The 25,957-nt window shown below is 68.6% G+C and carries 22 protein-coding genes; 12 read left to right on the top strand and 10 right to left on the bottom strand.

All coding sequences use genetic code 11. The annotated features are described in order from the left end of the window. Positions 1-20: 20 nt before the first annotated feature. Complete coding sequence (locus OV287_RS16485) at positions 21-1,016, top strand: hypothetical protein (RefSeq protein ID WP_267534980.1); 996 nt, start codon at positions 21-23, stop codon at positions 1,014-1,016. A gap of 15 nt (positions 1,017-1,031) precedes the next feature. Here OV287_RS16485 and OV287_RS16480 read toward each other — a convergent pair whose 3' ends face one another. The 7 genes from OV287_RS16480 to OV287_RS16450 are packed head-to-tail and all read right to left on the bottom strand — an operon-like array spanning position 1,032 to position 9,299. Next, positions 1,032-2,234: a response regulator gene (locus tag OV287_RS16480; RefSeq protein WP_267534979.1), complete on the bottom strand. Its 1,203-nt coding sequence runs from the start codon at positions 2,232-2,234 to the stop codon at positions 1,032-1,034. Continuing rightward, positions 2,231-3,292, bottom strand: a complete 1,062-nt coding sequence (cheB, locus tag OV287_RS16475) for a chemotaxis-specific protein-glutamate methyltransferase CheB (protein WP_267534978.1) — start codon at positions 3,290-3,292, stop codon at positions 2,231-2,233. The genes OV287_RS16480 and cheB overlap by 4 nt, the downstream gene beginning before the upstream one ends. Next, positions 3,289-5,415 (bottom strand): hybrid sensor histidine kinase/response regulator, encoded by a 2,127-nt coding sequence (locus tag OV287_RS16470; RefSeq protein WP_267534977.1) that lies wholly within the window; start codon positions 5,413-5,415, stop codon positions 3,289-3,291. Before OV287_RS16470 ends, cheB begins: the two co-directional genes overlap by 4 nt. Then, the gene (locus tag OV287_RS16465) at positions 5,412-6,890 is read right to left on the bottom strand and encodes a CHASE3 domain-containing protein (protein WP_267534976.1); all 1,479 of its coding nucleotides are present in this window, start codon (positions 6,888-6,890) and stop codon (positions 5,412-5,414) included. Before OV287_RS16465 ends, OV287_RS16470 begins: the two co-directional genes overlap by 4 nt. Continuing rightward, positions 6,887-7,429: a chemotaxis protein CheW gene (locus tag OV287_RS16460; RefSeq protein ID WP_267534975.1), complete on the bottom strand. Its 543-nt coding sequence runs from the start codon at positions 7,427-7,429 to the stop codon at positions 6,887-6,889. The genes OV287_RS16465 and OV287_RS16460 overlap by 4 nt, the downstream gene beginning before the upstream one ends. Further along, positions 7,426-8,826 (bottom strand): CheR family methyltransferase, encoded by a 1,401-nt coding sequence (locus tag OV287_RS16455; RefSeq protein ID WP_267534974.1) that lies wholly within the window; start codon positions 8,824-8,826, stop codon positions 7,426-7,428. Before OV287_RS16455 ends, OV287_RS16460 begins: the two co-directional genes overlap by 4 nt. Then, the gene (locus tag OV287_RS16450; RefSeq protein ID WP_267534973.1) at positions 8,823-9,299 is read right to left on the bottom strand and encodes a chemotaxis protein CheW; all 477 of its coding nucleotides are present in this window, start codon (positions 9,297-9,299) and stop codon (positions 8,823-8,825) included. The genes OV287_RS16455 and OV287_RS16450 overlap by 4 nt, the downstream gene beginning before the upstream one ends. A 626-nt stretch (positions 9,300-9,925) precedes the next feature. Here OV287_RS16450 and OV287_RS16445 point away from each other — a divergent pair. The 9 genes from OV287_RS16445 to OV287_RS16405 all read left to right on the top strand — a co-directional run bounded on the left by OV287_RS16445 (position 9,926) and on the right by OV287_RS16405 (position 20,821). Continuing rightward, a complete protein-coding gene (locus OV287_RS16445) occupies positions 9,926-11,182 on the top strand; it encodes a DUF1552 domain-containing protein (protein ID WP_267534972.1) in 1,257 nt (418 codons plus the stop codon). A gap of 167 nt (positions 11,183-11,349) precedes the next feature. Further along, positions 11,350-13,542 (top strand): DUF1592 domain-containing protein, encoded by a 2,193-nt coding sequence (locus tag OV287_RS16440; protein ID WP_267534971.1) that lies wholly within the window; start codon positions 11,350-11,352, stop codon positions 13,540-13,542. Positions 13,543-13,635: 93 nt separating this feature from the next. Beyond that, complete coding sequence (locus tag OV287_RS16435) at positions 13,636-15,555, top strand: biosynthetic peptidoglycan transglycosylase (RefSeq protein WP_267534970.1); 1,920 nt, start codon at positions 13,636-13,638, stop codon at positions 15,553-15,555. A gap of 430 nt (positions 15,556-15,985) precedes the next feature. Continuing rightward, positions 15,986-16,660 (top strand): hypothetical protein, encoded by a 675-nt coding sequence (locus tag OV287_RS16430; RefSeq protein ID WP_267534969.1) that lies wholly within the window; start codon positions 15,986-15,988, stop codon positions 16,658-16,660. Between the two features lie 205 nt (positions 16,661-16,865). Continuing rightward, the gene (locus tag OV287_RS16425; RefSeq protein WP_267534968.1) at positions 16,866-17,183 is read left to right on the top strand and encodes an antibiotic biosynthesis monooxygenase; all 318 of its coding nucleotides are present in this window, start codon (positions 16,866-16,868) and stop codon (positions 17,181-17,183) included. Position 17,184: 1 nt separating this feature from the next. Then, positions 17,185-18,351: an iron-containing alcohol dehydrogenase gene (locus tag OV287_RS16420; protein WP_267534967.1), complete on the top strand. Its 1,167-nt coding sequence runs from the start codon at positions 17,185-17,187 to the stop codon at positions 18,349-18,351. A gap of 15 nt (positions 18,352-18,366) precedes the next feature. Beyond that, on the top strand, positions 18,367-18,585 hold the full coding sequence (locus OV287_RS16415) for a hypothetical protein (protein WP_267534966.1): 219 nt from the start codon (positions 18,367-18,369) through the stop codon (positions 18,583-18,585). Between the two features lie 2 nt (positions 18,586-18,587). Continuing rightward, positions 18,588-19,787, top strand: coding sequence for an FIST signal transduction protein (locus OV287_RS16410; RefSeq protein ID WP_267534965.1), 1,200 nt, complete (start codon positions 18,588-18,590; stop codon positions 19,785-19,787). Between the two features lie 209 nt (positions 19,788-19,996). Further along, positions 19,997-20,821, top strand: a complete 825-nt coding sequence (locus OV287_RS16405; protein WP_267534964.1) for a polysaccharide deacetylase family protein — start codon at positions 19,997-19,999, stop codon at positions 20,819-20,821. Here the strand turns inward: OV287_RS16405 and OV287_RS16400 are convergent. Together OV287_RS16400 and OV287_RS16395 are read right to left on the bottom strand one after the other, a co-directional pair. Further along, on the bottom strand, positions 20,811-21,281 hold the full coding sequence (locus OV287_RS16400; protein ID WP_267534963.1) for a GNAT family N-acetyltransferase: 471 nt from the start codon (positions 21,279-21,281) through the stop codon (positions 20,811-20,813). The two genes, OV287_RS16405 and OV287_RS16400, sit on opposite strands and share 11 nt — an antisense overlap. A 68-nt stretch (positions 21,282-21,349) precedes the next feature. Further along, positions 21,350-22,207: an NAD-dependent protein deacetylase gene (locus OV287_RS16395; protein ID WP_267534962.1), complete on the bottom strand. Its 858-nt coding sequence runs from the start codon at positions 22,205-22,207 to the stop codon at positions 21,350-21,352. A gap of 213 nt (positions 22,208-22,420) precedes the next feature. On the opposite strand from OV287_RS16395, the gene OV287_RS16390 reads away from it, so the two are divergent. Both OV287_RS16390 and OV287_RS16385 read left to right on the top strand, forming a co-directional pair. Beyond that, a complete protein-coding gene (locus OV287_RS16390; protein WP_267534961.1) occupies positions 22,421-22,855 on the top strand; it encodes a hypothetical protein in 435 nt (144 codons plus the stop codon). Between the two features lie 29 nt (positions 22,856-22,884). Further along, positions 22,885-23,475, top strand: a complete 591-nt coding sequence (locus tag OV287_RS16385) for a hypothetical protein (RefSeq protein ID WP_267534960.1) — start codon at positions 22,885-22,887, stop codon at positions 23,473-23,475. 11 nt (positions 23,476-23,486) lie between these two features. Here the strand turns inward: OV287_RS16385 and OV287_RS16380 are convergent, their stop codons facing one another. Beyond that, positions 23,487-25,766 carry a sensor histidine kinase gene (locus OV287_RS16380; RefSeq protein WP_267534959.1) on the bottom strand — a complete coding sequence of 760 codons (2,280 nt, stop codon included), beginning with the start codon at positions 25,764-25,766 and terminating at the stop codon, positions 23,487-23,489. Between the last annotated feature and the right edge of the window lie 191 nt (positions 25,767-25,957).

Here is a 25,957-nt window from a genome sequence, read left to right as displayed (position 1 = left end):
GGCCATGTACACTACACCCAATGGAGAACCCGCTGGCCAAGGCCTGCCCCCGCTGTGGTGAGCCTCGCATCCTCGCGCCGGAGTGCCCGAGGTGCGGCGTCCTCTACGCCAAGGCGGACGCCCGTGCCGCACAGCTCGCCACGCAGGCCTCGGCCGCGCCCTCCACCCCTGTCCTGGAGGAGCCCCCTTCCTCCGCCAGCCCCGAGCGCCCTCCTCACCTCCCTCCGGAGAGTGCCGCCTGGACGGGGGACCTCGAGGACGCACGAAGCGAGCTGCGGCTGCGCCTGTTCGCCCTTCCCGTTGCATTGGCCGTGGCCTGGCTGCTCGTGCACTCCCCGATGTGGGGGTTCCTGCTGAGCGTCTTCCTCTCCATGTGGATTCACGAGCTGGGCCACGCTGTCACCGCCTGGTTCTGCGGCTTTCCCTCCCTGCCCGGCCCCTGGGTCACGCGCACCGGAGAGGAGCGCTCCACCGTCGTCTTCCTGGTGCTGGCCGCCCTGCTCGCGGGGTTGCTCCTCCGCGGCTACCTCACCCGGAGCCGGCTGATGATGATCGCCGGCGCCACGGGGCTCGTCCTCCAGTTCGTGGGAACCCAGGTGCTGTCCCCCTGGAAGGGACACATGCTCGTCACGTTTGGAGGCGACGGCGGGAGCCTCGTGCTCGGTACCCTCCTCATGACGACCCTCTACGCACCCAGGGAGTCCAAGCTCCGCCAGGGCTGGCTGCACTGGGGCTACCTGGCCATTGGCGCCGCGGCCTTCATGGATCCCTTCTCGGAGTGGTGGGCCGCCCGGACAGACTTCGCGCGGATTCCCTTCGGAGAGATGGAGGGCGTGGGGCTGAGTGACGCCTCCAAGCTCGTGGACATCTACCGCTGGGACGAGCTCGAGCTCATCCGGCGCTACACCTGGCTGGGACTGGCCTGTCTGGCCGCGCTCGCCGTCCTCTACGGGGTGGGGCTGCTCCGCGCCCGCTCGAGGCTGCGGGCGTTGGAGGCCGCCCACAGCCCCAGGTAAACGGGGCGTTGGACCTCAGGAGCCGCGAGACCGGGCCTGGGCGCCAGCGTCTCCCTGGGCCAGCGCCTGAATGGACTGGATGCGCCGCTCGGCCTCCTGGGCATCCAGGAAGATGTGCAGCATGTCGCGGATGCTCGGCAGCGCCCGTGCCAGCGACGAGGGGGTCAACAGCTGAGGATCCACCCCGGCCTTGCGACACGCGCGCATCATGGTGGAGGGGGCAATGACGGGAGACAGGCCGCAGCGCGCCACCAGCGCCTCGAAGAGGGCACCCGGCAGCGCACCGGCGGCCGGGGCAGGGGCGGGCGACACCACCGGGGCTGCGTGCGGCACCGACGCGGGAATCACTGGATGGTGCGCGCCAGAGGGAGTCCGCGGAATGGGAATGGACGAAGACGAGATAGTCCGCTGCATGGGAGGAGCCTGCTGCTGCTCGGACTCAGCCCGGCGCCGCAGCTCGGTGCGTACCTGCGCGCGCAGCACCTCGATGTCCTCCGTCTTGGAGCAGAAGGCATCCACCTTCACCGCCAGCGCCTCGGAGATGAGCTTCGCGTCGAAACCGGCCGTCAGTCCCACCACGGCCACCTGGGCCGTTGCCGGCAACATCCTCACGGCGCGCACCCACTCCGGCCCCTCCAGCCCCGGCATCTCCAGGTCCAACAGGATGCAGTCCACCGGCTGCGCCTCCAGCAGCCGCATGGCGTCCTCTCCGGACTCGGCGATGATGACGTCGTGGCCGTCCTTGCGCAGCGCGTCCGAGGCGCGGTGGCGGAAGTCGATGCGGCCATCCACCACCATCACCCGCCGACGCCTGCCGGCCGACACCAGCCGGGGCGTACCGTCCTGCTCGGGCACCTGCGTCAGCTCGTGGGCTCGCCGCACCACGTACGCCGGATCATACGGCTTGCCCACGTAGTCGTTGGCGCCGTGCGACAGGCCCTTGAGCCGCTGCACCACCGCCGCCTCGGTGGACAACATCAACACGGGCAGGTGAGCCGTCCGGGGCGCATGGCGCAGCTCTTCCAGCAACTCCACGCCCTCGCCATCCGGCAGCACCATGTCCAGGATGAGCAGGTCGAATTCACCCTCGCTCAGCGCCTTGCGGGCGGCCGCGAGGCTCTCGCACAACGTGGTGCCAAAGCCAGCGGCGCTCAACACCCCGCGCATGTCCGCGCGGACCGTCGCGCTGTCGTCCACGATGAGCACACGTGCCTTCATGCCGTTCCTTCCCTGGCTCCTGCTCGGGCGAGCGCCGACAGCAAGGGGGGAATCTCCGTCAGCTCCATCACGTGCTGAGCGGCCCCCAATCGAATGGCCTCGCGCGGCATGCCGAATACCACGCAGGAGGATTCATCCTCCACCACCGTGGCGGCCCCCGCGCGTCGCAGCGCCGCCAACCCCTCCGCCCCGTCCCGTCCCATGCCCGTCAGCAGGCAGCCGATGGCAGCCGCCCCCACCTCCCGGGCCACGGACTCGAAGAGCTCGTCCACCGAGGGCCGGCACGAGTGCCGCTCCGGCCCGTCCACCAGCCGCAACCGCCCGTTGCGGACCACCAGGTGCCGGTTGCCCGGCGCCATCCGCACAGTCACCCGGCCTGGCATCGGCAGCGCCTCCCCATCCACCGCATTGCGCACCACCAAACCGCTCTGCGCCTCCAGCCATTCGGCCATGGCGGTATCAAAGTGTTCAGTAATATGCAGCACCAGCAGCACTGGCAGGGGAAAACCTGCAGGCAGCGAGCGGAGGATATGGCGCACGGCCGCCGGTCCCCCAGTGGAGGCCCCCATCACCAGCAGGCGGGGCGGCACGAGGGGCGCCGCCACTCGCGGCGGTGCAGGGGTCGTCTCCTGCCGCAGCCGGGCCCGGACATGGGTGATGACGCGCACGCGCGAGGCCACCCGCACCCGCGACACCAGCATCTCCATCCACCGGGCATCCAGCAGCCCCGAGGGCTTGTCCACCGCGTCCACCGCTCCTGCCGCCAACGCGTCCATCGTCCGAAGACCCTCGGTGCGATTCTCAGCCGCTGAGAGCACGACGATGGGGGTGGGACAGTGGGCCATGATGAGCTCGGTGGCCCGCAGACCGTCCACCTTGGGCATCACCAGGTCCATCGTCACCACGTCCGGGCGCAGGCGCTGGCACTGCTCGAAGGCCTGCTGGCCATCGATCGCCTCCCCCACCACCTCGCACGAGGGCTCGAGCGCGAAGCCATCCGCCAACCGGCGGCGCACCGTGAGCGAGTCATCCACCACGAGGACCCGCAAACGGCTCATACCTGCCTCCGTCCGGCGGCAATCAGACGAGCCACCGTGTCCAGGTAACCGTGCTGCTGGAATTCGCCCTTGACGATGTAGGCGGACACCCCTGCCTCGCGGCCGCGCCGCTTGTCCTCCTCGGTGGCGAGCGAGGACACCATGAGGATGGGCAGCCCCTGCAGGGCGGGTATGGAGCGGATGCGCCGAGTGACGTCCAACCCCGTCATTCCCGGCATCTCCACGTCGACGATGAGCAGGGAGTGGCCGCCGCGCTGAATCTTCTCCAGGCCCTCCTCGCCGGAGGCGGCCAGCTCCACATGGTAGCCGGCGGCCTCGAGGATGCTCTTCTCCAGCATGCGGGTGGTGACGGAGTCATCCACCACGAGGATGAGGTGCTTCTGCAAGACACGCGCTTTGGGGGCGCCCCCCGAGGAGCCCGCGTGCACCAGGCGCACGAGGCCAGCCGCGTCCAGCAGCAGCAGGGGCATGCCCTGCTCGTCGAAGCTCGCCCCGGCAACCAGCGGCAGAGGAGGGACGCTGGAGGGCAGCGGCCGGCTCACCCGGCGGGAGATGCCCAGCAACCGCTCCACGCCCACCGCGGCCCGGCCCGCGGAGCCGACGTCGAGTACCAACACGGACCAGGCGCGGGGGCGCTGCCCGCTGCCCGCGGTCCCCATCGCATCCACCAGCGGGAGGAAGGGCAGCACCTCTCCCCCGAAGGAGATGGAGGCACGCGTCCCCGTCCAGGTGACGGCCTCTGCGGGCAGGTGGAGAGCGCCGCTGAGCGACTCCAGGGGGACCAGCATGCGCTGCCCACCCGCTTCCACGCCCAGCACCTCCAGCGAGGCCAGGGTGAGGGGCACCTCGATCGTGATGCTGGTGCCCAACCCCAACCGGGAGGTGATGTGCACGTCGCCCTTGAAGCGGCGCACCATGTCGCGCACCACGTCCAGCCCCACGCCGCGGCCGGATACCTCGGTGACGGCGCGAGCCGTGCTGAAACCGGGCTGGAAGAGCAACTCCAGCAGCCCCTGCTCGTCCAGGGCGTCCACCTCGGAGGCAGAGACGACACCGCGCTCCACCGCCACCTGGCGCACTCGCCCCAGGTCCACGCCGCGCCCGTCGTCCTCGCACAGGAAGGAGACGCGCCCACCGCGCCGCTGCACCTTCAGCGAGAAGCGGCCCGTGGGGGACTTGCCTACCGCCCGCCGCTCATCAGGCGTCTCCAGCCCATGGTCCACCGCGTTGCGCACCACGTGCACCAGCGCCTGGCGCACCGCCGCCAGCACGTGCCCGTCAATCTGGATGTCCCCGCCCTCGGTGAGTACCTCCACCTGGCGGCCCAGCGAGGCGGCCGCATCGCGCGCGGCCAGCTCCAGCGGTCCAAAAAGCGTCTGCGTCGGGACGAGCCGCAGGGTGTTGGCCCCGTCCCGCAGCCGCCCCAGCTCCGACTCCACCTGCCCCAGTCCACCACCGAGCTGCCGTCCCGCCTTCACCAGCGAGGAGCGCAAGCCCTCGGTCACGGCCAGCACGCGCGACATCCAGCGGGCGCGCTCCGCGGGCGAGCCACTGGAGGCCACCGGCGCGGTGAGCTGCTCGATGAGGCTGTTGGCACCGTGTTGCGCCTGCGCCAGCGCCTCCACCACCCCGCGCAGACCTCCGAGCTGCACCACCGCCTCGGACAGACCCTCCAGCAGCGTGTCCAGCCGGGCAAGCTCCACCCGCACCACCTCGGATGACGGGCCCTCGGGAGCCGCCACCGCCGCGGCCACGGCCGCCACTGCCTCCTGAGCCTGGGCCGTCTCGGCGGACACCGGTGGCGGTGCATCCAGCGCGTCCAGCGCCTCCGCCATCTGTCCTACGAGGCGCAGGAACTCGTGCACGCTGTCCACGGGCAGGGCCTGGCCACTGTTGCGGTAGGGAGACAGCGCGTCTTCCACCGCGTGCGCCATCTCCGCCAGGGGCACCTGCCCTACCACCCGCGCAGCTCCCTTCAGGGTATGCGCATAGCGGAAGAGCTCCGGCATGACCTGAGCACTCCCCTCACCGTCGGCCAGGGTGAACAGGCCCTGCGTGAGCTGCTCGATGAGCTCCCGGGCCTCGATACGGAAATAGCGATAGGGGTCGTTGTCCAGGCTCATGCGGCACGTGAATCGATGATGGCATGGAGCTGCTTGGAAAGCTGGATGAGCCGGGTGGCCGTCTGCAGCGTCTGCGAGGAGCTGGACTCCGCCTGACGCGCCGTCTGCGCCATTTCCAGGATGGCGGTATTTACCTGCTCCACCGCTGTCGTCTGCTGCTGGGTGCTCAGCTCTATCTCACGCGCCACGTCCAGGTTGGCGCGCACCAGCTCGGTGATGCGCCGGAAGCTGCCGGCCACGTCACTGAACTGCCTGGTGCTGCTCTGCACCGCCTTGGAGCCGTCCTCGGTGGCCATGATGGTGGTGTTGGAGGCAGCGCGGATTTCATCAATGAGCACGCGGATGTCCTTGGTGGCACTGCCCACGCGGTCCGCCAGCTTGCGAATCTCATCGGCCACCACGGCGAAACGCTTGCCGTGCTCACCCGCCCCGGCGCTCTCGATGGTGGCGTTGATGGCGAGAATGTTCGTCTGCTCGGCCAGGTCGTTGATGATGTCCACGATACCGCCAATCTCCTGCGAGCGCTTGCCCAGCTCCAGCATGTGATTGACGATGGCGTCCACCTGGCGACGCACCGTATCGATGGCCTCCTGGGCATGCAGCACCGTGTCGTTGCCGGTACGAGCGGCGCCGGCCGTCTCGTCCGCCACGCGGGCCACCTGCTGCGCGCTGCCGGCGATCTGCCGCGAGGTGGCCAGCAGCTCCTTGACGGTGGTCGATATCTCCGTGCTGGACGAGGCCTGCTCCCGCGCGCCCGCGGCCTGCTGCGAGGCCGCCGACTGGAGCTCGGACGAGGAGCCCTGCACCTGCGCAATGGCCGAGCCGATCTTCGTCTGCAGCCCGATACCGACCAGGGAGGCCGCCAGCACCACCAGGAGGATCGCCACACCACCCCCCCAGAGGAACAAGCCCTCGAACGACTCCGAGTCCCGCTTCAACAGCTCATCGCGCGACTCGAGCAGCCGCCGCTCCTCCTGGCGCAGCTCCGCCACCGTGCGACGGATGTCGTCCATCAGCACCTTGCCCTCTCCCGTGGTGATGGCGGCCTGAGCGGCCTCGAAGCCTCGGGTGCGGCGCAGATCGACGGCAGACTTCATGCTGGCCAGCTTCTGCGTGAGGAGGGACTGCAATGCGTCCAGGCGCCGCGTCTGCTCGGGGTTGTCGGCAAGGAGGCCGCGCACGCGCGCGAGCTCCGTGTCGAGGCTGCCCTGCGCCTCGCTGTAGGGCGCAAGATAGGACTCGTCACCGGTGATGACGTAGCCGCGCTGCCCCGTCTCCGCGTCCTTGACGCTGGAGAGGACTCGCTCCAGGCCGGTGATGACCTCGTGGGAGTGCTCCACGGCGATGGCGGTGCCCGTGAACTGCCGGGTGCTCCGGATCGCCAGGGTGACGAAGAGGACGATCAGAATCGTCACCATGACGACCGCGGCGGCGAACTGCTGGAGCAGCGTCCATTTCGAGACCATCTTCATCATCGTCCCTGTTGAGGACCGGCGGAGGCGTCCTCCAGCAACTTTCTCACGAGGGAGTCCACGTCGAGCACGGGCAACGGAGGGGCATCCGGCAGCAGGACGCTGGCATTCAGCAGGGGATGGGTGGCAGAGGAGCCCCCACCGGACCGCAGCTGCTCCGGGGTGGCACGAAGCTGCCCCTCGAAACCGGCCGCGGCCAGCCCCACGCGCCGAGCCCCACCGGCCAGCAGTAGCCAGCGAGGAGGTTCACCCGACTGCAGGCCCAACAGCGCCGACAGGTCGTGCACGGCAATGAGCTGCCCCCGGAGCCCCGCCACTCCCAGCAACGAGGCCGGGGCACCCGGCAAGCGCACCAGCCGAGGCATGAGGTGGAGACCGGAGAGCTGGCCCAGTCGCACGGCCAGGGGGGCGCCTCCCACACGCAGCCGCAGCAGCGCCGCACCAGGCTCCTGCCTCGGAGGCGGCGGACGGGTGAAGGAGGAATCGAAGCTGTCACGCAGCTCGTCGAGCCGCAGTGCCGCCCGGGTGCGAGGCAGACTCATAAGACCTCCGTACAGGCCTGCAGCTCCTGCAGGCCCACTTGCATCAGTCCGTGGCGGCCAAAGCCTCCGCCGAAGAGCGACAGGTGCAGGGGCTTCTCCTGGGGCAGCAACGACACAGCCATGCGCAGGGCCACGCGGGCTTCGACCATCTCACCGGCCCGGCGCGCCAGCGTCCCTGCGCGAAGGTGAGCCAGCGCGAAGGTGGGCTCCGCACGCACGGACGCGGCGTAACGGCCGCGGGCACCGGCCTCATCCCCGCTCTGCTCCAGACACAGCCCCAACAGGTAATAGGCCGAGGCCTCGGTGCTACTCGCCGTGACGAGCTGCCGACTCAGCTGCTCGGCCTGGGACAGGCGTCCGGCGTGCAGGTGCAGCACCGCGCGCAGCAGCTGGGCCTTGGGGCTCGAGCTCTGGGGCAGCGACTCCAGGAGCGCCCAGGCATCGGTGTAGCGCTCCGCCTCCAGCAACTGGAGCACCCCTTCCAGTCCGTCCGGCGTCGGCGGCGGAGTGGGCGCCGGTGGGGTGCCCCTCTGCACGGGCTCGGGCGCGGGAATGGACTGGGCCACGGAGACGACGGGCGGCGCCGGGGGCTTCAGCCGGTAGTAGAAGGCATCGCCACCGCGCAGCAGCTCGAAGTCCTCGGAGATGCCGCGCAGCGTCTCGCTGGGCCCCATGAAGAGGTAGCCACCAGGGACCAGGGCCTGGGACATGCGGGCGATGATTTTGCGAATGACGTCCGGGGGGAAGTAGAGGATGACATTGCGGCAGAGGATGGCGTGGAAGGAGCCCGGGGCCCAGAAGGCGGAGGCTTCCTCCAGCAGGTTGCGCTCCTCGAAGATGACCTGGTCACGCACCTGAGGAAGCAGGGCAAACCCCTCGGGGGTGCGCTGGAACCACTGCTGGCGCATGGCGCTCGGCACGGCGCGCAGCGACCAGGGGGAGTAGCAGGCGCGGCGGGCATGGGCGATGGCCCGAGGGTTGACGTCAATGCCGAGGATACGCAGGCGGGAGGAGTCCACGCGGCCTCGCTCGCGAGCGAGCAGCGCCACGGAGTAGGGCTCCTCCCCAGTGGAGCAACCGGCGCACAGCACGCGGATGGTGGACGTCTGGCGCTGGAAGGAAGGAAGGACCTGGTCCACCAACGTCTCGAGCTGGGTGGGATGGCGCAGGAAGTACGTCTCCCCCACCGTCAGCCGCTCGGCGAGGGCCTTCCACTCCGCATGTGAGGAAGGGGCAGCCAACTGCTCCAGGTAGCGCTCCACGCCACACCCGGCAGAGCGCTCCGCGAGCAGGGGCTCCAGCTCACCCCACTGGCCCTGCTCATAATGCAGGCCCAGGCGCTGCTCCACGAGCGCGACAAAACGGACGAGCGGCGAGCGAGCAGGCGCGACGCTCACGCGCCCCCCTGTCCGGAGGAATTCTCCAGGAGGCGCCAGAGCTCCTCGGGCAGCAGGCGCGACGTCCCCAGCAAGGCCAGCAGGCGCCCGTCGAACGAGCCCAGGTGTTGGAGGTGGCCGCTGGCGGTGGCGCGCAGCAGCGGAGGCACCGAGTCCAGGCTGCCCTCCTCCATCCACCTCAGGCCGTGCACCTCATCCACCTCGAGCGCCATGCGGCCCTCGGGCACCCGCAGCGAGACGAAGCGGCGGCCAGCGCCAGCCTCGGCCAGGGCTCCGCCCAGCAGCAGCGCCAGACTCACCACGGGAGCGGGCGTACCTCGCACCAGGGACACACCCCGCACGAAGCCGGGCGCCGCGGACACCGGGGCAACCGGCAGCGGCCTCATCGTCTCCTCGACTTCCTCGAGCGGCAGCGCGCACATCCACTCCTGCGCCCTCACGACGAGGAAGCAGCGAGACCCCTGCCTGGGCATGACTCCCCCTTCGGGTTCGGACTCCACGCAAATCATGCACCTTCAGCGTATGTCAAGGCGAGGGCCGAGCGCGTCCGGCGGCTCCCTGGACGACGCCGGCTCCCCAGGCGAGCAGGGAGCAGGCCGGCGACGGGCGACATACCCGAACACACCCCCCGGCACACCTGCGCGGAAAGACAGCCAAAGCCTCACACTGTCTGCGCAACGGCCAGCGCGTCCGCGGAAAGCCTCACGTTGAATCCAGACAAGAATTTGGCGTCCACGCAAAAAACCAATCGCCGCTCAATGGAATCTTGCAAGTCCTTCCGCAAAAACCACGGCCCCCCCTCTAACAAAGCCTCGACTTTCGCCTCTTCCTCCCGATAATTGCGGATTGCTGCGTAGGCGTGGTCGCACAAGGGATTACACCCGCCACCCCTCGGTTCAGGACAGGATTTGAAATGTGTTCGCTGCCGTGGAGCACGGGTCTTTATCCTGGCTGCGGGCTGGAATAAGACGCAGAGTCTCACCCCGAAGTAACAGATAGTGATTGCCACCGGGCCGCCGCGCGCGAGCCACCGAGTCGGACCACGGGAACGGAGTCGACGAGTATGATTCGGATCGGGCGAAGACATTTCACAGCCGGTTTGGGAGCCTCGCTGCTGGCGTCCCCCCTGCTGCGCTTCCTCAGCGGGGAAGCCCACGCGGCAACGCCGGTGGCCAAACGGCTCATCGTCGTCTTCACCCCCAATGGCACGGTGCACCGCCACTGGCGGCCGAATGGAACGGAGACGTCCTTCTCCTTCCCTGCCGGCAGCATGCTGGAGCCGCTCAACGCGCACCTGGCCAACCTGCTCGTCTGCGAGGGCCTCAACTTCGTGGACGTGGACAACCACGAGGCGGGCATGGCCAACATGCTCACCGGTGGAGGCACGGCGCAGAGCACCACCGGGGGCCTGTCCGTGGACCAGTACGTTGCGAGCAAGATTGGACAGGACTCGCGCTTCCGGTCCCTGGAGTTCGGGGTGCAGACGAGCCTGTGGGGCGCAGCGCGCTCCACGCGCATGTCGTACTCGGCCCCCGGCGTCTTCGTCTCCCCCGAGGACAACCCGCGCAATGCCTTCCAGCGCCTCTTTGGTGCGCTCGGAGGTGACACGACCACCGCGGACAAGCAGCTGCGTCGGCGCAAGAGCATGCTCGACCTGGTGCGTGGCGAGCTGAACGACTTGTCGCAGCGGGTGGGCGCGGAGGAGAAGCGCAAGCTGGAGCAGCACCTCGAGGCGCTGCGCCAGACGGAGAAGGGGCTGACGGAGCCTGTAGCCCTGCCCGGGTGCCCCTCCGCCACGGCCCCCATCGCCATGGACGCCATGGCCAACGCCAACTTCCCCGCCGTGGGCCGTGCCCAGACGGACCTGCTGGTGAGCGCGCTCGCCTGCGGCATGACGCGCGTGGCCTCGCTCCAGTGGTCCCACACCGTTGCGCCCCAGGTCTTCACCTGGCTGGGCGTCGGCGAGGCCCATCACGAGCTGTCTCACAAAGACGACTCCAACACCACGGGGCTGGCGGAGCTCGTCAAGTGCGAGCGCTGGTTCGCCGAGCAGTTCGCCTACCTGCTCCAGGCCCTCAAGTCCCGCCCCGACCTGGAGGGCGGTGGCACGATGCTCGACTCCACCCTGGTGGTCTGGGCCAAGGAGCTCGGCGACAGCCGCATGCACGACTGCCGCTCCGTCCCCTTCGTCGTCGCCGGGGGCTCACAGAGCTATTTCCGCTTCGGGCGCTACCTGCGCTACAGCGGAGTCCCGCACCAGAAACTGCTCACCTCTGTCTGTCACGCCCTGGGCGTCCCGCTCGACACCTTCGGTCTGGCCAGCCGCTCCAACGGCTCGCTCGACGGGCTCGTCTGACAGCCTCCCCCCTCCCTGGCAATCCTCCCTCGCGATTAGGAGGCAGACCCGTGCTTACCTCTCGGCACCTCGCTGCCCTTGGCGCCCTCTTTTTCTCCGCGACTTTTCTCTCTGCCTGCACGTCCGAATCCGGCTGCCCGGATGACCTGGAGTTCTTCCGGACCCGAATGTGGGAGCCGGTGATCTCCGTGCAGTGCGTGGCCTGCCACAAGTCCGATGGCGTGGCGGCCGGAACGCGCCTGGTTCTGCGCTCCTCGGGAGAGCCGGGGGCGGTGGAATCCAACTTCATGACGGTGCGAGCCCTGGCGCGCGAGAAGGTCAACGGCCAGCCCCTGCTCCTGCTCAAGCCCTCGGGCCTGCACCCGGATGGACACGCGGGCGGCGTTGTCATGGAGCAGGGCAGCACGCGCTACGAGAACTTCCAGCGCTTCGCGGACCGCATCAATGGCGTTGCTGGGGCCTGCGAGGCCTCCGCGGTGGCCACCTGTGAGCCGGGCAAGGCCGACCCCAGCGCCAAACGCCGGCTGCGCATGCTCACCCGCTTCGAGTTCGACAACACCCTGCGCGACCTGCTCTACCTGGAGTCCAGCTGGGGGCAGTCCCTGCCCGCGGAAGAGGTGGTGCACGGCTTCGACAACAACGCGGACGAGCGCGCGGTGGGTCAGCTACTGACGGACAAGCTCCTGACCGCCGCCGAGCAGGCGGCCGAGGCGGCCATGGCGAATCTGTCCCGGCACGTCTCGTGCGCGCCGGGGGATGAGTGCGCGCGGCAGTTCATCCAGGACTTTGGCCTGCGCGCCTTCCGCCGCCCGCTGACGGACGCGGAGAAGACCCGCTACCAGACGCTCTACACGACCGTGGCCGCGGAGAACGGGTACGCCGAGGGCATCGAGGCCATCATCGCCGCCATGCTCCAGTCCCCGAACTTCCTCTACCGCTCGGAGCTGGGAAGGGACCTGGGAGACGGGCGGTACGTGCTGACCGACTATGAGGTGGCCTCGGAGCTGTCCTACCTCTTCTGGGGCTCCATGCCGGATGAGGAGCTCTTCGCCAAGGCGAAGGCAGGCGCCCTGAACAAGTCGCAGCAGATCTCCACCGAGGCGCGCCGCATGCTGGCGTCTCCCCGGAGCCGGCCCATGCTCGACCACTTCGTGAGCCTATGGCTGGACCTGGGCCACATCAACAACGCGCAGAAGGACGCCACCGCCTTCGCGGACTTCAGCCCGGCCATCCGCGCAGCGATGAAGGCCGAGACGACGGAGCTGTTCGACTATGTCGTCCGCGACAGCAGCGGCAGGCTGCCGGAGCTCTTCACCTCCGACTACACGTTCGCCACGGACGCACTCGCCACCTTCTACCGCCTGCCGTCGGGGCCCGTTTCGTCCTCGACGTCGCCCGCCAGCGGCCTGCGCATGTGGGAGCTGAAGAGCTCGGGGCGCGGCGGCATCCTCACGCACGGCAGCATCCTGGCCACCCAGGCCACGCCACAGACCTCCTCGCCCATCCGCCGCGGCAAGCTCGTCCGCGAGCGCCTGCTGTGCCAACCGCTCCCGCCCCCGCCTCCGGGCCTCATCGTGCAGCTCTCTCCGGTCAGTGAGGGACTGCCCAACCGGCAGCGCTTCCAGGAGCACTCGACCAGCCCGGCCTGCTCGTCCTGCCATCAGCTGATGGACCCCATCGGTTTCGGCTTTGAGCAATTCGACAGCGTCGGCCGTTTCGAGCCCAAGTTGCCAAGCGGGCAGCCGGTGGACGCGAGCGGTGAGGTGATCTCCTCGTCGGCCACCAACGGGACCTTCACCGGCGTGGATGGCCTCCAGGAGAAGCTGGCGGAGAGCCCGGACGTGCACGCCTGCTTCTCGCTGCAGTGGCTGCGCTTCGGCTATGGCGTCTCCGGGGATGACGACGTCTGCGCGGCCAACCAGCTCACCGAAACCTTCCGCAAGCAGCAGCTCAGTATCCCGGAGCTGCTCATCTCGCTGACGCAGCTGCCGCGCTTCACCCTGCGCGTGGGAGAGACGACAGGCTCGGGCGACCCGGAGCCGGGCACGGGTGGCAACCCGGGCGGTGGCGGCGGTGGCGGCAATCCGACGCCCACGCCCCAGCCTACCGGCAACGCCCAGGTCTCCGTGTCCGTCCAGGATGATTGGGGAAAGGGCTACTGCCACAACGTGAAGGTGACCAACGCCGGGGCGGCTCCGCTCGTCTGGCAGGTGACCCTGGAGATCCAGGGCACCTTCAACCACGCCTGGAGCGCCGTCTACACGCACTCGGGTAACAAGACCACCTTCAGCGGTCTGTCCTGGAACGACGAGCTGGCACCGGGAGAGAGCGCCAGCTTCGGTTATTGCGCGACCCGGTAAGCCAGGCTCGCGCGGCGGCAGGAGGGTGCGACAGGCTTTTCCTCCGCCGCGCTTGAACCTCGCGCCTCCTGCCGCTAGGGAGGCGCGAGCCGCATGTCTCTCCCGCCCCAATCCTTCAAGCGAGGCCGTGTTGTCCTCCTGCTGTTCGCCCTTCTGCTCGCCGCGAGCGCAGGCGCTGGCCATACGTGGCTGAATGGAGAGGCGGCACGCACACGGGTGCTGGCCCGGGTGAAGCCCACGCTGGAATCCCGACTGGGCCCGGTGCACATCGGCGACGACTTCCACGTCGGGTGGACCGGCACGGTGACGCTGGGGCCAGTGGACCTTCCAGGGACACGGCCAGAAGGCCCTCCGGTGGTGCGCATCTCGAGTGTCACTGTCCACCTCAGGCGGAGGGCCCTGCTATCGGGTCACGTTGAAGCAAGCCGCGTGGTGCTCGCAGGCGTCCAGGTGGAGGCTGGGCCGCGAGGGCAGGAGGTGCGGGCCCTCGCCGAACGGGTGCGCGAAGTGCGCGAGAAGCGGCGCCCTGCCCTTCCCTCGGCGGAGGACGCGCCCCGCGAACTGCCCGAGCTGGCGCTGAAGGACGTGCGCCTGGCCTTCGAAAACCATGGCCGGGTGGAATGGGGTCCGTTGTCGGCCCGAGTGAGGAGGAAGGGCCCGGCGGAGGCGTCGCGGTGGGAGGCAACAGCCGAGTTACCCGGTGGCGGCAGCGCAGAGGTGTCCCTCCAGCACGAGCAGCAGGGCTTCTCGGGGACGCTCCGAGGGAAAGGCATCCAGGTGGGCCCGCTGTTGTCGCTGGCGGAGCTTCCGTGGCGCATGGATGGGGGCACGCTGGAGGGAGAGGTGCGGGCGGACGCCACGGGCGCAACCCTCTCCGGGGCAATGACGGGACTCACCGTGAGCAGCCCTCAGCTCGCTCCCGAGCCGGTGGGGCCACTGTCCTTTTCGGCCGAGGGCCGCGTGCAGTGGGATCTGGAGAAGCGGCGCGTAGAACTCAAGACCTTGCGTTTGACGGTGGGCGAGAGGCGCGAGGCACGTGTCGAGGTGCGGGGCGAGGCCACCTGGAGCAGAGAGCCCCGTTTCTCGGTGCAAGCGGAGCTGCAACCGCTCTCCTTCGAGCAGGCCATGGCAGCCCTGCCCACGGCCCTGGTGCCCAGCACCGAGCTGGCTCGGCTGGAGGGTGACTTCCAGGCCTCATTGACGCTCTCGGGACCGATTCGCCAGCGCCGGGACTGGGAGGTGAAGACGAAGCTGGACCTGTCGGAGCTGAAGCAATCAGGCCGAGCAGGGCCCCTGGGCTGGCTGCGCGAGCCTTTTGACTACCGGCCCCTGACGGCCGAGGGCCGCGGGCGGGAGCTGCACGTTGGCCCGAGCAACCCCACCTACATACCGCTGGCGGAGCTTCCTCGTCCGCTGGTGCGCGCGGTGCTGCGCAGCGAGGACGCGGCCTTCTGGACGCATCGGGGTTTCGACTTCGACTCGCTTCGGAACATCCTGCTGGCACCCGCGGACGACAAGGTGCGCGGCGGCTCCACCCTCACCCAGCAGCTCGCCAAGAATCTCTTCCTGTCCCGTGAGAAGACCTACGCGCGCAAGGTGAAGGAAGCGTTTCTCACGCTGGGGCTGGAAGCCTCGGTGCCGAAGGAGCGGCTGCTCGAGGTGTATTTCAACATCATTGAGTGGGGACCCGCTCTCCATGGCATTGGCGAAGCAGCGCGGCACTACTTTGGCAAAGACGCCAGAGAGCTGAGCATTCGCGAGTCTGCCTTCCTGGCCACCATCATTCCCAATCCGGTGCGCTACCACGTGTATTGCAGCCGGGGGGCGCTCTCCGAAATCTGGACGAAGCACGTGAACGAGTTGCTGGCCGTGCTGTACGAGGGCGGCGACCTTACCGAGGCGGAGTACCAGGAAGCCCTATCCGCACCACTCGTCTTCGTCGGTCACCCCGGAGCGCAGCCGCCCGCTGACGAGGAGATGCCGATCCGCGCCATCAGTCCCCGGAGGGACTGACGCGGGCTCAGCCCCACCTCGTTTCACTTGTCGTCGGCGACAAGTGGAATGCACCAGTCCCGTTTCACTTGTCGTCGGCGACAAGCGGAATGCACCAGTCCCGTTTCACTTGTCGTCGGCGACAAGCGGAATGCACCAGTCCCGTTTCACTTGTCGTCGGCGACAAGCGGAATGCACCAGTCCCGTTTCACTTGTCGTCGGCGACAAGTGGAATGCACCAGTCCCGTTTCACTTGTCGTCGGCGACAAGTGGATGGAAGAAAGGGGCGGCGGGTGTCTCTTTTCTCGGACGCACGCTCCGAGAAGCGGGACCGCAGTGTCATACCCCGGCGCGTAAGCGGGCGAATACACAGGCATACCCCCTGGCCCTTGGGTTGCTTGATACCGCGCAGCCGCAATCTCGCGGTTCCACCTCATTGGGGGGAGCAGTCATGGAACAGATCAACACGAGCAACACCCTGCCCGAGCTGACGCTCGAGCAGGTGCGGGACTCCATCCTCAGCTACCTGGAGCAGGGCAACGCTGGCCATTACAGAATCGGCCGTCTCTACAACTACGCCGTGGACAACAAGCTGGCGGAGAAGACCCAGTACGACAGTGTCCAGCAGTATTTCAGCCAGCACATCAAGGCGCTCTCGCAGTCGACCCTGAGCCGGTACGGCGCCGTGGCCCGGGAGTTCACCGAGGAGGCGTGCACGAAGTACGGCGTGATGAACCTGACCACCCTGCGCACCTACGTGGCAGCGGCCAACATCCAGGTTACAAGTGGTGACCCGGGTGCCACGCCCATCGATGTCCCGCAGGAAGACGGGAGCGTGGAACAGAAGCCCTTTGCTGAATGCACCATGGAGGAGCTGAAGCTGGCGGTGAAGAGCAAGCGCACGCCGTCCCGGGCCACCATGCCAGCCACGGATGCGGCCCGCGTCGAGTTCATGCGCGAGAGCCTCTCGCGCCACTTCGCCAAGGGCGCTCGCGTGCAGTTCAAGACGAACCTCAAGGGAGGCAAGACCTTCCTCACCATCCAGGGCGTGCCGCTTGACGAGGTGGAGCGGCTCATGGAGGCGCTCCTGGATGGCCTCATGCCGCCCGTGCGCGCGGTGAGCTGAGCGTTCGGCAGCCGGGGCAGCCGGCCAGGTGTCCGCGCTGAGCGTGAGGATGGACACCTCGGCCGGCACTGGGGTGTCCACTGGCCTCCAGGCGTCTGCGTCGGAGTGCCCCCATGTACGATGGTGGGCGGGACGAACGCCTCCGGCTCGACACCCGGCCCAGTGAATCCCGCTCGGGAGGGACGCTCCCGGGTATTCTGGGGCCATGCCCAACAGCCTGCTGGTCGTCCATGTGCACGTCCACGTCAAGCCCGAGTCGGTCGAGGCCTTCCGAGAGGCCACCCTGGCCAATGCGCGGGAGAGCGTGAAGGAGCCGGGCATCTCCCGCTTCGACGTCATCCAGGACACCGAGGACCCGACACGATTCGTGCTCGTCGAGGTCTACAAGACGCCCCAGGCGCCAGCCGCCCACAAGGAGACTGCCCACTATCTAAAGTGGCGGGATACCGTGGCGCCCCTGATGGCCGAGCCGCGCACCTCGCGGAAGTACGTCAACTGCTTCCCCGACGACGCGGGGTGGTGAGATGGGCGTGAATGGCTTCGAGTTCGCCACCGCCACACGCATCGTCTTCGGAGCGGGCCGACTGGCCGAGGTTCCCGAGGCGGTGAAGTCCCTGGGCGGCCACAAGGTGCTGCTGGTCACGGGCCGCAATCCCAATCGCGCCGAGCCGCTGAGGGAGAGGCTCAGCCGACTCGGCCTCTCCAGCGTGACGTTCGCGGTGGAGGGCGAGCCCACCGTGGAGCTGGCACGAGAGGGAACCGCCACCGCGCTCGCCGGGCAATGTGACGCGGTGGTGGCCTTGGGTGGAGGCAGCGCGTTGGACGCGGGCAAGGCCATCGCCGCGCTGGCCGCCAATGGAGGGGATCCGCTCGACTACCTGGAAGTGGTGGGACGAGGACAGCCCTTGTCGAAGCCCTCGCTTCCCCTGGTGGCCATTCCCACCACCGCGGGCACCGGCTCCGAGGTGACACGCAACGCGGTGCTGGGGGTGAAGGACGCCCAGGTGAAAGCAAGCCTCCGCAGTCCCCACATGCTGCCCCGACTGGCCCTCGTGGATCCGGACTTGCTGGAAGGTGCGCCTCCCTCGGTCCTCGCTTCCAGCGGGCTGGATGCGCTCTCCCAGCTCATCGAGCCCTTCCTCTCGGCCAGGGCCAACCCGCTCACCGACGCGTTGGCGCGCGAGGGCATGATGCGTTCGGCACGCTCGCTGCGCCGCGCGGTGTTGGAAGGACCCGACGCGGCGGCGAGGGAGGACCTGGCGCTCGCGAGCCTCTTCGGCGGCCTGTGCCTGGCCAATGCGGGCCTGGGGGCGGTGCACGGCTTCGCGGCCCCGGTGGGTGGCATGTTCGAGGCACCCCATGGCGCGGTGTGTGCTGCACTCCTCCCCGCTACGCTGGAGGTGAACCTGCGCGCACTGCGAGCCCGCGCGCCATCGCACCCCGCGCTTCCTCGCTTCCAGGAGGTGGCGGTGCTCCTCACCGGGCGTGTGGACGCCCGGGCCGAGGAGTGCATCACTTGGGTGAGAGAGCTGTGCCAGGCCCTCGGTGTGCCGGGCCTCGGGTACCATGGCCTCACGGAGGCAGACGTGCCACGACTCGTGACCCGGGCCAAGGCGGCCAGCAGCATGAAGGCCAACCCCCTGCCCCTCACGGACGAGGAGCTCACGGAGATTGTCCTCCGCTCCCGGTGAGCGCCCACGAAACCCATGGCCAATAGGATCAGCCGGATCACCACCTACGTTGAAAAGCGCAAGCTCGGCTTCGGTGTCGCGCGCCTCATCATGTTGAGCGGGGTCAACGTCCGCAGCTTCGGTCCGAATGATCCGGACCCACCGGATGCCCTGCGGCGGCTAGAGCAGGCCTTGCCCCAACTGTTGTCGGTCCAGGAGCTACAGGAGCTCCAGCAGCTTCTCTCGGAGGCATGAAGATGACTGTCTCAATCGGAGTCGGAATCGGAGATGCCGCGGATGCGGAGAAGGCTGTCCAGGCAGCCGTGGAGCAGGCACGGGCACAGCTCGGGGGAGTACCCGCTCAGGCGGCCTACATCACCGCGACGGTGGACTACGAGGCCGCGCGCGTCCACGCCGCCTTCCGGGAGGCGCTGGCCGAAGTGCCGTTGCACGGAGTGACCACGTCGCTAGGCGTGCTCACCGCGGCCGGTGTGCGAAACGAGGGCCACGGCGCGCTGGCGGTGATGCTGGTGGGCGGCGCACCGGGGACGGCCTTCGTGGCTTCGTCCACGGATGCGGACGGGAAACGGGCCGGTGAGAGCGCGGCGCGAGAGCTGGTGCGCAAGGCGGGAGGGAGGATGCCGCGGATGATCCTCTTCAACGCCTCGCCTGGCATGGAGGAGGCGATGCTGGAGGGCATCGCCAGTGTATGCCCGGACGTGCCGTGCCAGGGAGGTAGTGCCGCGGACCATGCCATCGCCGGACAGTGGAGCGTCTTCACCCATCAGGGGCCGGTACCGGCGGGCGTGTCGCTGCTGGGCATCTTCGGCGAGGTGCGAGTGGGAACGGCGCTGACCACGCCCTACCTCCCCACGGGTGTAACGGCCCGAGCCACGGGGGCGGAGGGCCGGACCCTGCTCACGCTGGATGGCCAACCGGCCGCGCAGGTGCTGGGACGCTGGATGGAAGGCACGATCGATGACCAGGTGCGCTCGGGCGGCAACATCCTGGCGCAGACGGCGCTGCGGCCCATCGCTGTCCGCCGCGGCGTGCGCCACCAGGACCACTACGTGACGGTGCACCCGGCCCACATCCACGCGGACCGGGGAGCGGTGGACGTCTTTGCCCGCATCGAGCCTCGGGACGAGGTGTGTCTGATGTCCGGTACCGCCGAGGGATTGGTGAACGACGTCGCCCACCTCATCGACATGGCGTTGGCACAGGGCGGCCTGACCGTGCGGGACGTGAAGGGTGCAGCGCTCATCTTCTGCGCCGGCTGCGCGGGCGCACTGGGGCCCCGCGTGGACGAAGGCCTGCGGACATTCTCACGGCTGCTACCAGGTGTCCCCCTGCTGGGCCTGTGCACCTTTGGTGAGCAGGGCCACATCCCGGGCCTGGGCAACGTGCACCAGGATTTGTCGCTCAGCCTGACGCTGTTCGCCGACGAGCGCTCCTGAATCCGACTCCGGCTCGCGCGTCAAGAGCCTCCACCGGTACGGTGGAGGCACCCGAATTCGAGGACTTCGTAAACCTCCGCCACGGGTGCCATACGGCCCGTCACATGGGTGCACTGCTCGTTGCATGTGCAACAAGCCGAGAGCCATCCGCGCTATACCTGCACCGTTCCCTCCGCCTGCGGGCGGGTGGCAGGAGCGCGTCGGACATCATGGCCCGTTGGTCTCCCGTGCAGTGCTTGCTGACGTTGGGGGTGCTCACCACGAGCGCCTGTGCGTGGATTCCCCCCCCGGAGCCCGAGGTCCAGGAGCAGAAGGCGCCCGCGCCTCCGGAGCCCACGGCGTGCATGACAGCGCCCATCGTGACGAACGGGAGCCGCAACCGGATGCGGGTGGCGCTCACCTTCGACGCCTGCTCCACGCGCCACAACGAGTATGACGAGCGCGTCATCCGCACCCTGGTGGAGACGGGGACGCCAGCCACGCTCTTCATCGGTGGCGGTTGGGCCCTGGCCAACCCGGAGCGCCTCGAGGAGCTCGCTCAGTACCCGGACTTCGAGTTCGGCAACCACACCTTCTCCCATCCGCACATGCCCGCGGTGAAGGATGACCAGAAGGTGGTGGAGGAGCTGCAGCGCACGCAGCAGGTCGTCTATGACCTGACGGGCCGCATCCCCAAATACTTCCGCCCGCCCTTCGGGGAGGTGGACACGCGCGTCGCCTGGCTCGCCTCCAAGGCGGAGCTCGTCACCCTCAACTACGACCTGCCCTCGGGCGACCCGGACACCAACATCACCGCGAAGCAACTGGTGAACTGGGTGGTGCGCAAAGCCAGCCCCGGAGGCATTGTGGTGATGCACATGAACCACAAGCGCTTCGCCACTGCCGCGGCGCTGCCGGACATCATCAAGGGGCTGCGCAAGCGCGGCTTCGAGCTTGTCACCGTGGGCACGCTGCTCGAGGACCATACCTGGCCCACGTGCAGGCCCTCGGAGGAAGAGCCTGAGCGTCCAGTGGTGGCGGGCTTCATCCCCTGACGAGGGGTTTCCAGAAGACGAGCTCGGTGACGCCCGGGACGGCGAAGCCCGGGAGCTGGCCCACCTGGCGGTACCCGTGCCGCTGGTAGAAGCGTTGAGCCCCCTCGTTGAAGTCGGAAGTGAGCAGGAAGTAGCCACCAGGTGGCTCTCCACACCCCGCCTCATACGCCGCGAGCAGCTGCGCGCCGAGGCCCGAGCCGTGGCGGTCCTCCCGGATGGCGAGCGTCCGCAGATAGGCCCCCGTACCGAAGGTGCCCCGGGTGAGGAACCAGCACACGCCCACCGGGCCACTCTCGTCGCTGGCCATCAGCAACCCCTCACCTCGCTCCAGCGCGCCACGGAAGCGGGCCGCCAGGGCCGCGGCTTCCAGGCCATAGGCCTTGAAGAGGGGGAGCGGAGCCAGCGCGGCGGCCAGTGCTGGAAGGTCCTCTGGAGTCGCGGGGCGGATGACTGCGGGCATCGGGTCCTCTCGGTTGCGGGAGCCTCGGGAGATTGGACTGGAGCGCCGTGCCGCACAACAACTCGGGCTCAGCCGATGGCAAGGGCCTCGACAAGCCGGGGGAGCACCTCGCCAGCACGGGCCTCCACCCGCACATCCACCAGCTCACCCCCGCGGCACTCGCCGATGTTGACGAGGCCGATAGGCATGTGGCGATCGGCGGCTCGTTGGAGGAAGCGGAAGCCCGAGTAGACGGCCAGGGACGAGCCCACCACCAGCAGCGCATCCCCCTCCTCGAGCAGCGCGAAGGCGGCCTCCACGGTGGGCGGTGGAACGTTGTCGCCAAAGAACACCACATCTGGCTTCAGCGTCCCGCCGCAGCGCAGGCAACCCGCCACCTGGAACGCCTGAACCGCCTCGAGGGGCAGCTCGGCATCCCCATCGGGCCGCAACTCGGCGCTCCGCTCCGCGAAGCCGGGGTTGAGAGCCAACAGCCGCTCCTGCACCTCCACCCGGGACTCAACGGTCCCACAGTCCAGACACCGCACCTGGGCGAGCGCCCCGTGAAGCTCGATGACGCGCTGGCTTCCGGCGGACTGGTGCAGGCGGTCCACGTTCTGGGTGATGAGGCCAAGCACGTGGCCCTCCCGCTCCAGGGCGGCGAGCGCCTGGTGTGCCGCGTTCGGCCGGGCCGAGGAGAAACGCGGCCAGCCAAGCAGGCTCCGGGCCCAGTAGCGCGTGCGCACCTCGGGCCGGGCGAGGAACTCACGGTGCTGAATGGGGTTGCGGGCACGGGCGCGCGTACCAGGCCCCCGGTAGTCCGGGATGCCCGACTCGGTGCTGCACCCGGCCCCCGTGAGCACCACGAGCCGGCGGCCCCGCAGCAGCGCGGCCAGGGCGTCCACGCCCTCGGCGAAAAGGGTCGGTTGTTCCAGGGGGGCGGTCATTCGGGGGGAATCTATAACGCCTCACTCCCGCGCTCGCCGGGCTCCCGCCTGGAGAGCGGGCATCCGGACCACCTACGGCTGCTCCGGCTCCTCTTCCAACCCACCCGCTTCGGCCTCCGGAGGACATACTTCGAGCCACCTCCGGGTCCAGCTGTCAGGAAGCTGCCAGCAGCCCACTCGTGGCCACGCGGTCACCCCCAACATGCTGGCATCATGAACCCCATGAGGAAGGTGCTCTGGTTCGCCGGCTACGTCTGGGCACTCCCAGTAACGATACTGGGCCTGATGCTCGCCATGCTCTTCGCGCGCCTCGAGTCGGTGGACGAGGAAGGCGTCCTCCACTTCGTCGTCCAGCCGGGCGGGCCGCTCGACTGGTACATGCGCCGCTTCAACATCGCCGCCTTCACCATCGGAGCCGTGGTCACCTACTCCGGAGCGGACGGCCCCAGGCAAATCCGCCTGGTGCGCCACGAGCGCGCGCACGTCATGCAGACCCTTGTCCTGGGCCCTCTGTTCCTGCCCCTCTACGCACTCGCCTCGCTCTGGCAGCTCGCGCGCGGAGGCCACCCGTACCGCGACAACTGGTTCGAGGTCCGGGCGCGTGCGGCGGAAATTCCTGGCTACCGCACTCTGCGTCTCGTCCGCTAGCTGCGACCATGTGACAAAATGGGTGGGCCATGCCTGCTCAGCCTGCCATTCGCGGCTTCATGTCCAGGATGATCCTCGACGCGGCAAGGAACCTGCCGGCTGAGAAACAACGACAGGTCTTCTCGCTCGTCCCGGAGTCGGTGATTGCGCTTATCCAGTCCACCCCCCGGCTGGGCTGGGTTCCGCTCGAGCAGAACCTCAAGCTGTCCGACGCCATCCATCATGTGCTGGGAAACCCGGGCTTCCGCCACTTCTTCACAGGCCTCTCGGGCCGGATGATGACCTACCCGCTGCTGCAGTCCTTCTTCGACGGGGCAGTGCGCCTCTTCGGGCTGACGCCCCAGGCCATGCTGAAGTGGACCGCCTATGCCTGGGAGCAGACCTTCCGAGACTGCGGGAAAATCATCTACCAGCCGCGCCGCGAGGCGGTGAACGACGGCAAGGCCGAGATGGTGCTGGAGGGCTTTCCTCCCGCGCTGCTGCACACAGGCACCTTCTCGGAGTCGCTCGCGGGGACCTTCGACATGTACCTGCAGCGCGTCTCCAAGAACGGCCGGGTGGACATCCTCAGCATCGACCTGGAGAAGGGCCGCGTGGTGTACGACATCTCCTGGCAGTAACGACCGCAGCCTCACCCTGCCGGCGCGGAGAGTGCGACGGGGACGGTGAAGAAGAAGGTGCTGCCTCGGCCAGGCTCGCTCTCCACCCGCATCTTCCCGCCATGCGCCTCAATGAGGCCGCGGGCAATGGACAGCCCCAGACCCGCCCCACGACGGTCCTTCCGGTCCCCCTGCCAGAAACGATCGAAGATGCGCGTGAGCGCCTCCGGGCCAATCCCCGGCCCGGTGTCCCGCACGAAGAAGCAAAGCTGCCCGCCCTCTACCTGGGCCCCCACCCTCACCTGTCCTCCTGGCGGGGTGAACTTCAGCGCGTTGCCCAGCAGATTGGAGAAGACCTGCAGGAGCCTGTCCCTGTCCGCCATCACGGGAGGAAGCGCTTCAGGCGCCTCGAGCTCCAACTGGACCGAACCTGCCTGGGCCTGAGGGCGGGCCGCCTCGAGGACGGTACGCAGGAGAGCCTCGGTGGGCTGCGGGCCCGGGTTGATGAACAACCGGCCCGCCTCCATCCGGGCCACGTCCAACAGGTCGTCGATCAGCCGGTTCATCCGCCTCGCGGAGGAGACGATGATCTCCAGCAGCTCCACATCCCTTCCCTCGTCGCTCCGTGCCCGCAACCGCCGCTGCAACGCCTGGGTGGTGAGGACAATCGAGTTCAAGGGGCTCCGCAGGTCATGCGCCACGATGCCCAGCACATCGTCGCGCGCCTGGGTGGCGCGACGGGCGGCCTGGTACAGCTGGGCGTTCTCAACCGCCAGGCTGGCGAGCCGTCCCAACCCCAGTGCGAACTCCAAATCTCCCGGCGTGTAGACGCGTCCAGACTCGGAGGAGACAAACACCAGCGCCCCCAGAAGCCGCCCCTTCGTCCCGAGGGGCACGCCCATGATGGAACGCAGGTCCAACTGCTGGAGCAGCGCGAGGTGCTCGGCCCCTTGCACCATGGCCGCGAGCCGCTCCCCCGTGACGTGGGGGATGAACAGGGGCTCCTGCCGCACCATCACTTCGCGCGCGAGGAAGGGCTGGTGCAATTCGAGCCGAATGGCCTGAAGTGCCGCCGCCAGCTCCTGCTTGCCAGGGTTCCGGTGGGCCACTTCCGAGCGGCGCACTTGCTCTCCCTCCACAAGGTTGACGATGCACCAGTCCGCCAGTGACTGAACCGCCAGCTGGGCGACGCTGGACAACGTCTGCTCGGGGTCGAGCGAGGAAGAGAGAAGCTCCCCGGCCTTCACCAGGAAGCGCTGCTCCTCCTCCACCCGCTTCTGCGCGGAGATGTCCCGGAGGATGACCGTCAGGATGAGCCTTCCCTCCAGGCGAAGCTTGGAGACGGCCGCCTCGGCGGGGAACTCCTCGCCATTCTTGCGCAGGCCGAAGATTGGCCGGCGCTCCCCCATCCGCCGGGCGTCCACGGTGCCTGCGATGAACGTCTGGATGAAGTGACGGTGGCTGGCCCGGAATCGCTCCGGCAGGAGCATGTCGAGCGGCTGTCCGAGCACCTCCGGCGCGCCGTAGCCGAAGATGGCCTCCGCCCCGGAGTTGAAGATGGTGATGCGCTGCGCCTCGTCGATGGCGAGGATGGCGTCCGCGGCGATGGCGACGATGCCCGCGAACCGGGCCTCCGAGGCCGCGCGCTCCGCCGCGTACCGCTCCGCCTCCGCCTGCGCCGCGTGCCTCCGGCGGAACTCGCGCATCATCAGCACCGCCTGCACGACCAGGATGGCCACGGCAATGGGAATGGCCAGCAAGAACACACGCACCACGCCGCCCATCACCTCGCTCGCCTGGTGCCGCGCGGCTTCCATCTCGCGCTGCTCGTACCGCAACAAGGCTTGGATGTTGCTGTCCAGCACCTCGCGCGCGGCCTTCATTTCCACCGCGATACGCGGCAGCAACGACTCGAGCGGCACTCCTCTCCTGCGCTGCTCCATCAACTCCTGGGAGAGAGCACGGATGTACGCCTCGGCCCGGCCGCTCTCCTCCAGCAATTCTCGCTCCCCGGGCTCCCGGCTCATCTCGCGCATCCGCCGCAGCGTCTGGTCGAACTGCGCGCGCGAGGCCGCGAGTGCCTCCAGCATCTGGGGATTCGGGGAGATCAGCTCACCGCGGACCAGTCGCCCCATGTGCTGGCACTCCGCGTTGAGCCGCTCGGCATCCAGGGCCTGCCCCGTGGCGAAGGCATGGCGCCGCAAAGCCTCTTGCTGGAGATTCACCACCCGGAGCACCACCAGGAGCGAGCCCACCGCGATCAGCACGGGGACGAGCACCATCGCGGCGGCGGTGGAGAGAACACGGTGCATTTCCAGTCTGGACGGCCCCCCCCCTCTGCCCGTAGCGCGAAAGTGTCAGCTCTCACCATGCGACAGCGGGACAAGCCGAATGCCGAATAGCTGACAGTCCAAACACGGCGCACCGCGGCATTTGACGCATGACGCGGCCCGTCACGCGCGCACGCTCCGGAAAAGCATGTCGCGTCGCAATTTCAATACAG

It is taken from the genome of Archangium lansingense (assembly GCF_026626635.1).
Lineage (GTDB): Bacteria > Myxococcota > Myxococcia > Myxococcales > Myxococcaceae > Archangium > Archangium lansingense.
The sequence above is the reverse complement of the archived record's forward strand: the minus strand, read 5'-3'. Positions and strand labels throughout refer to the sequence as shown.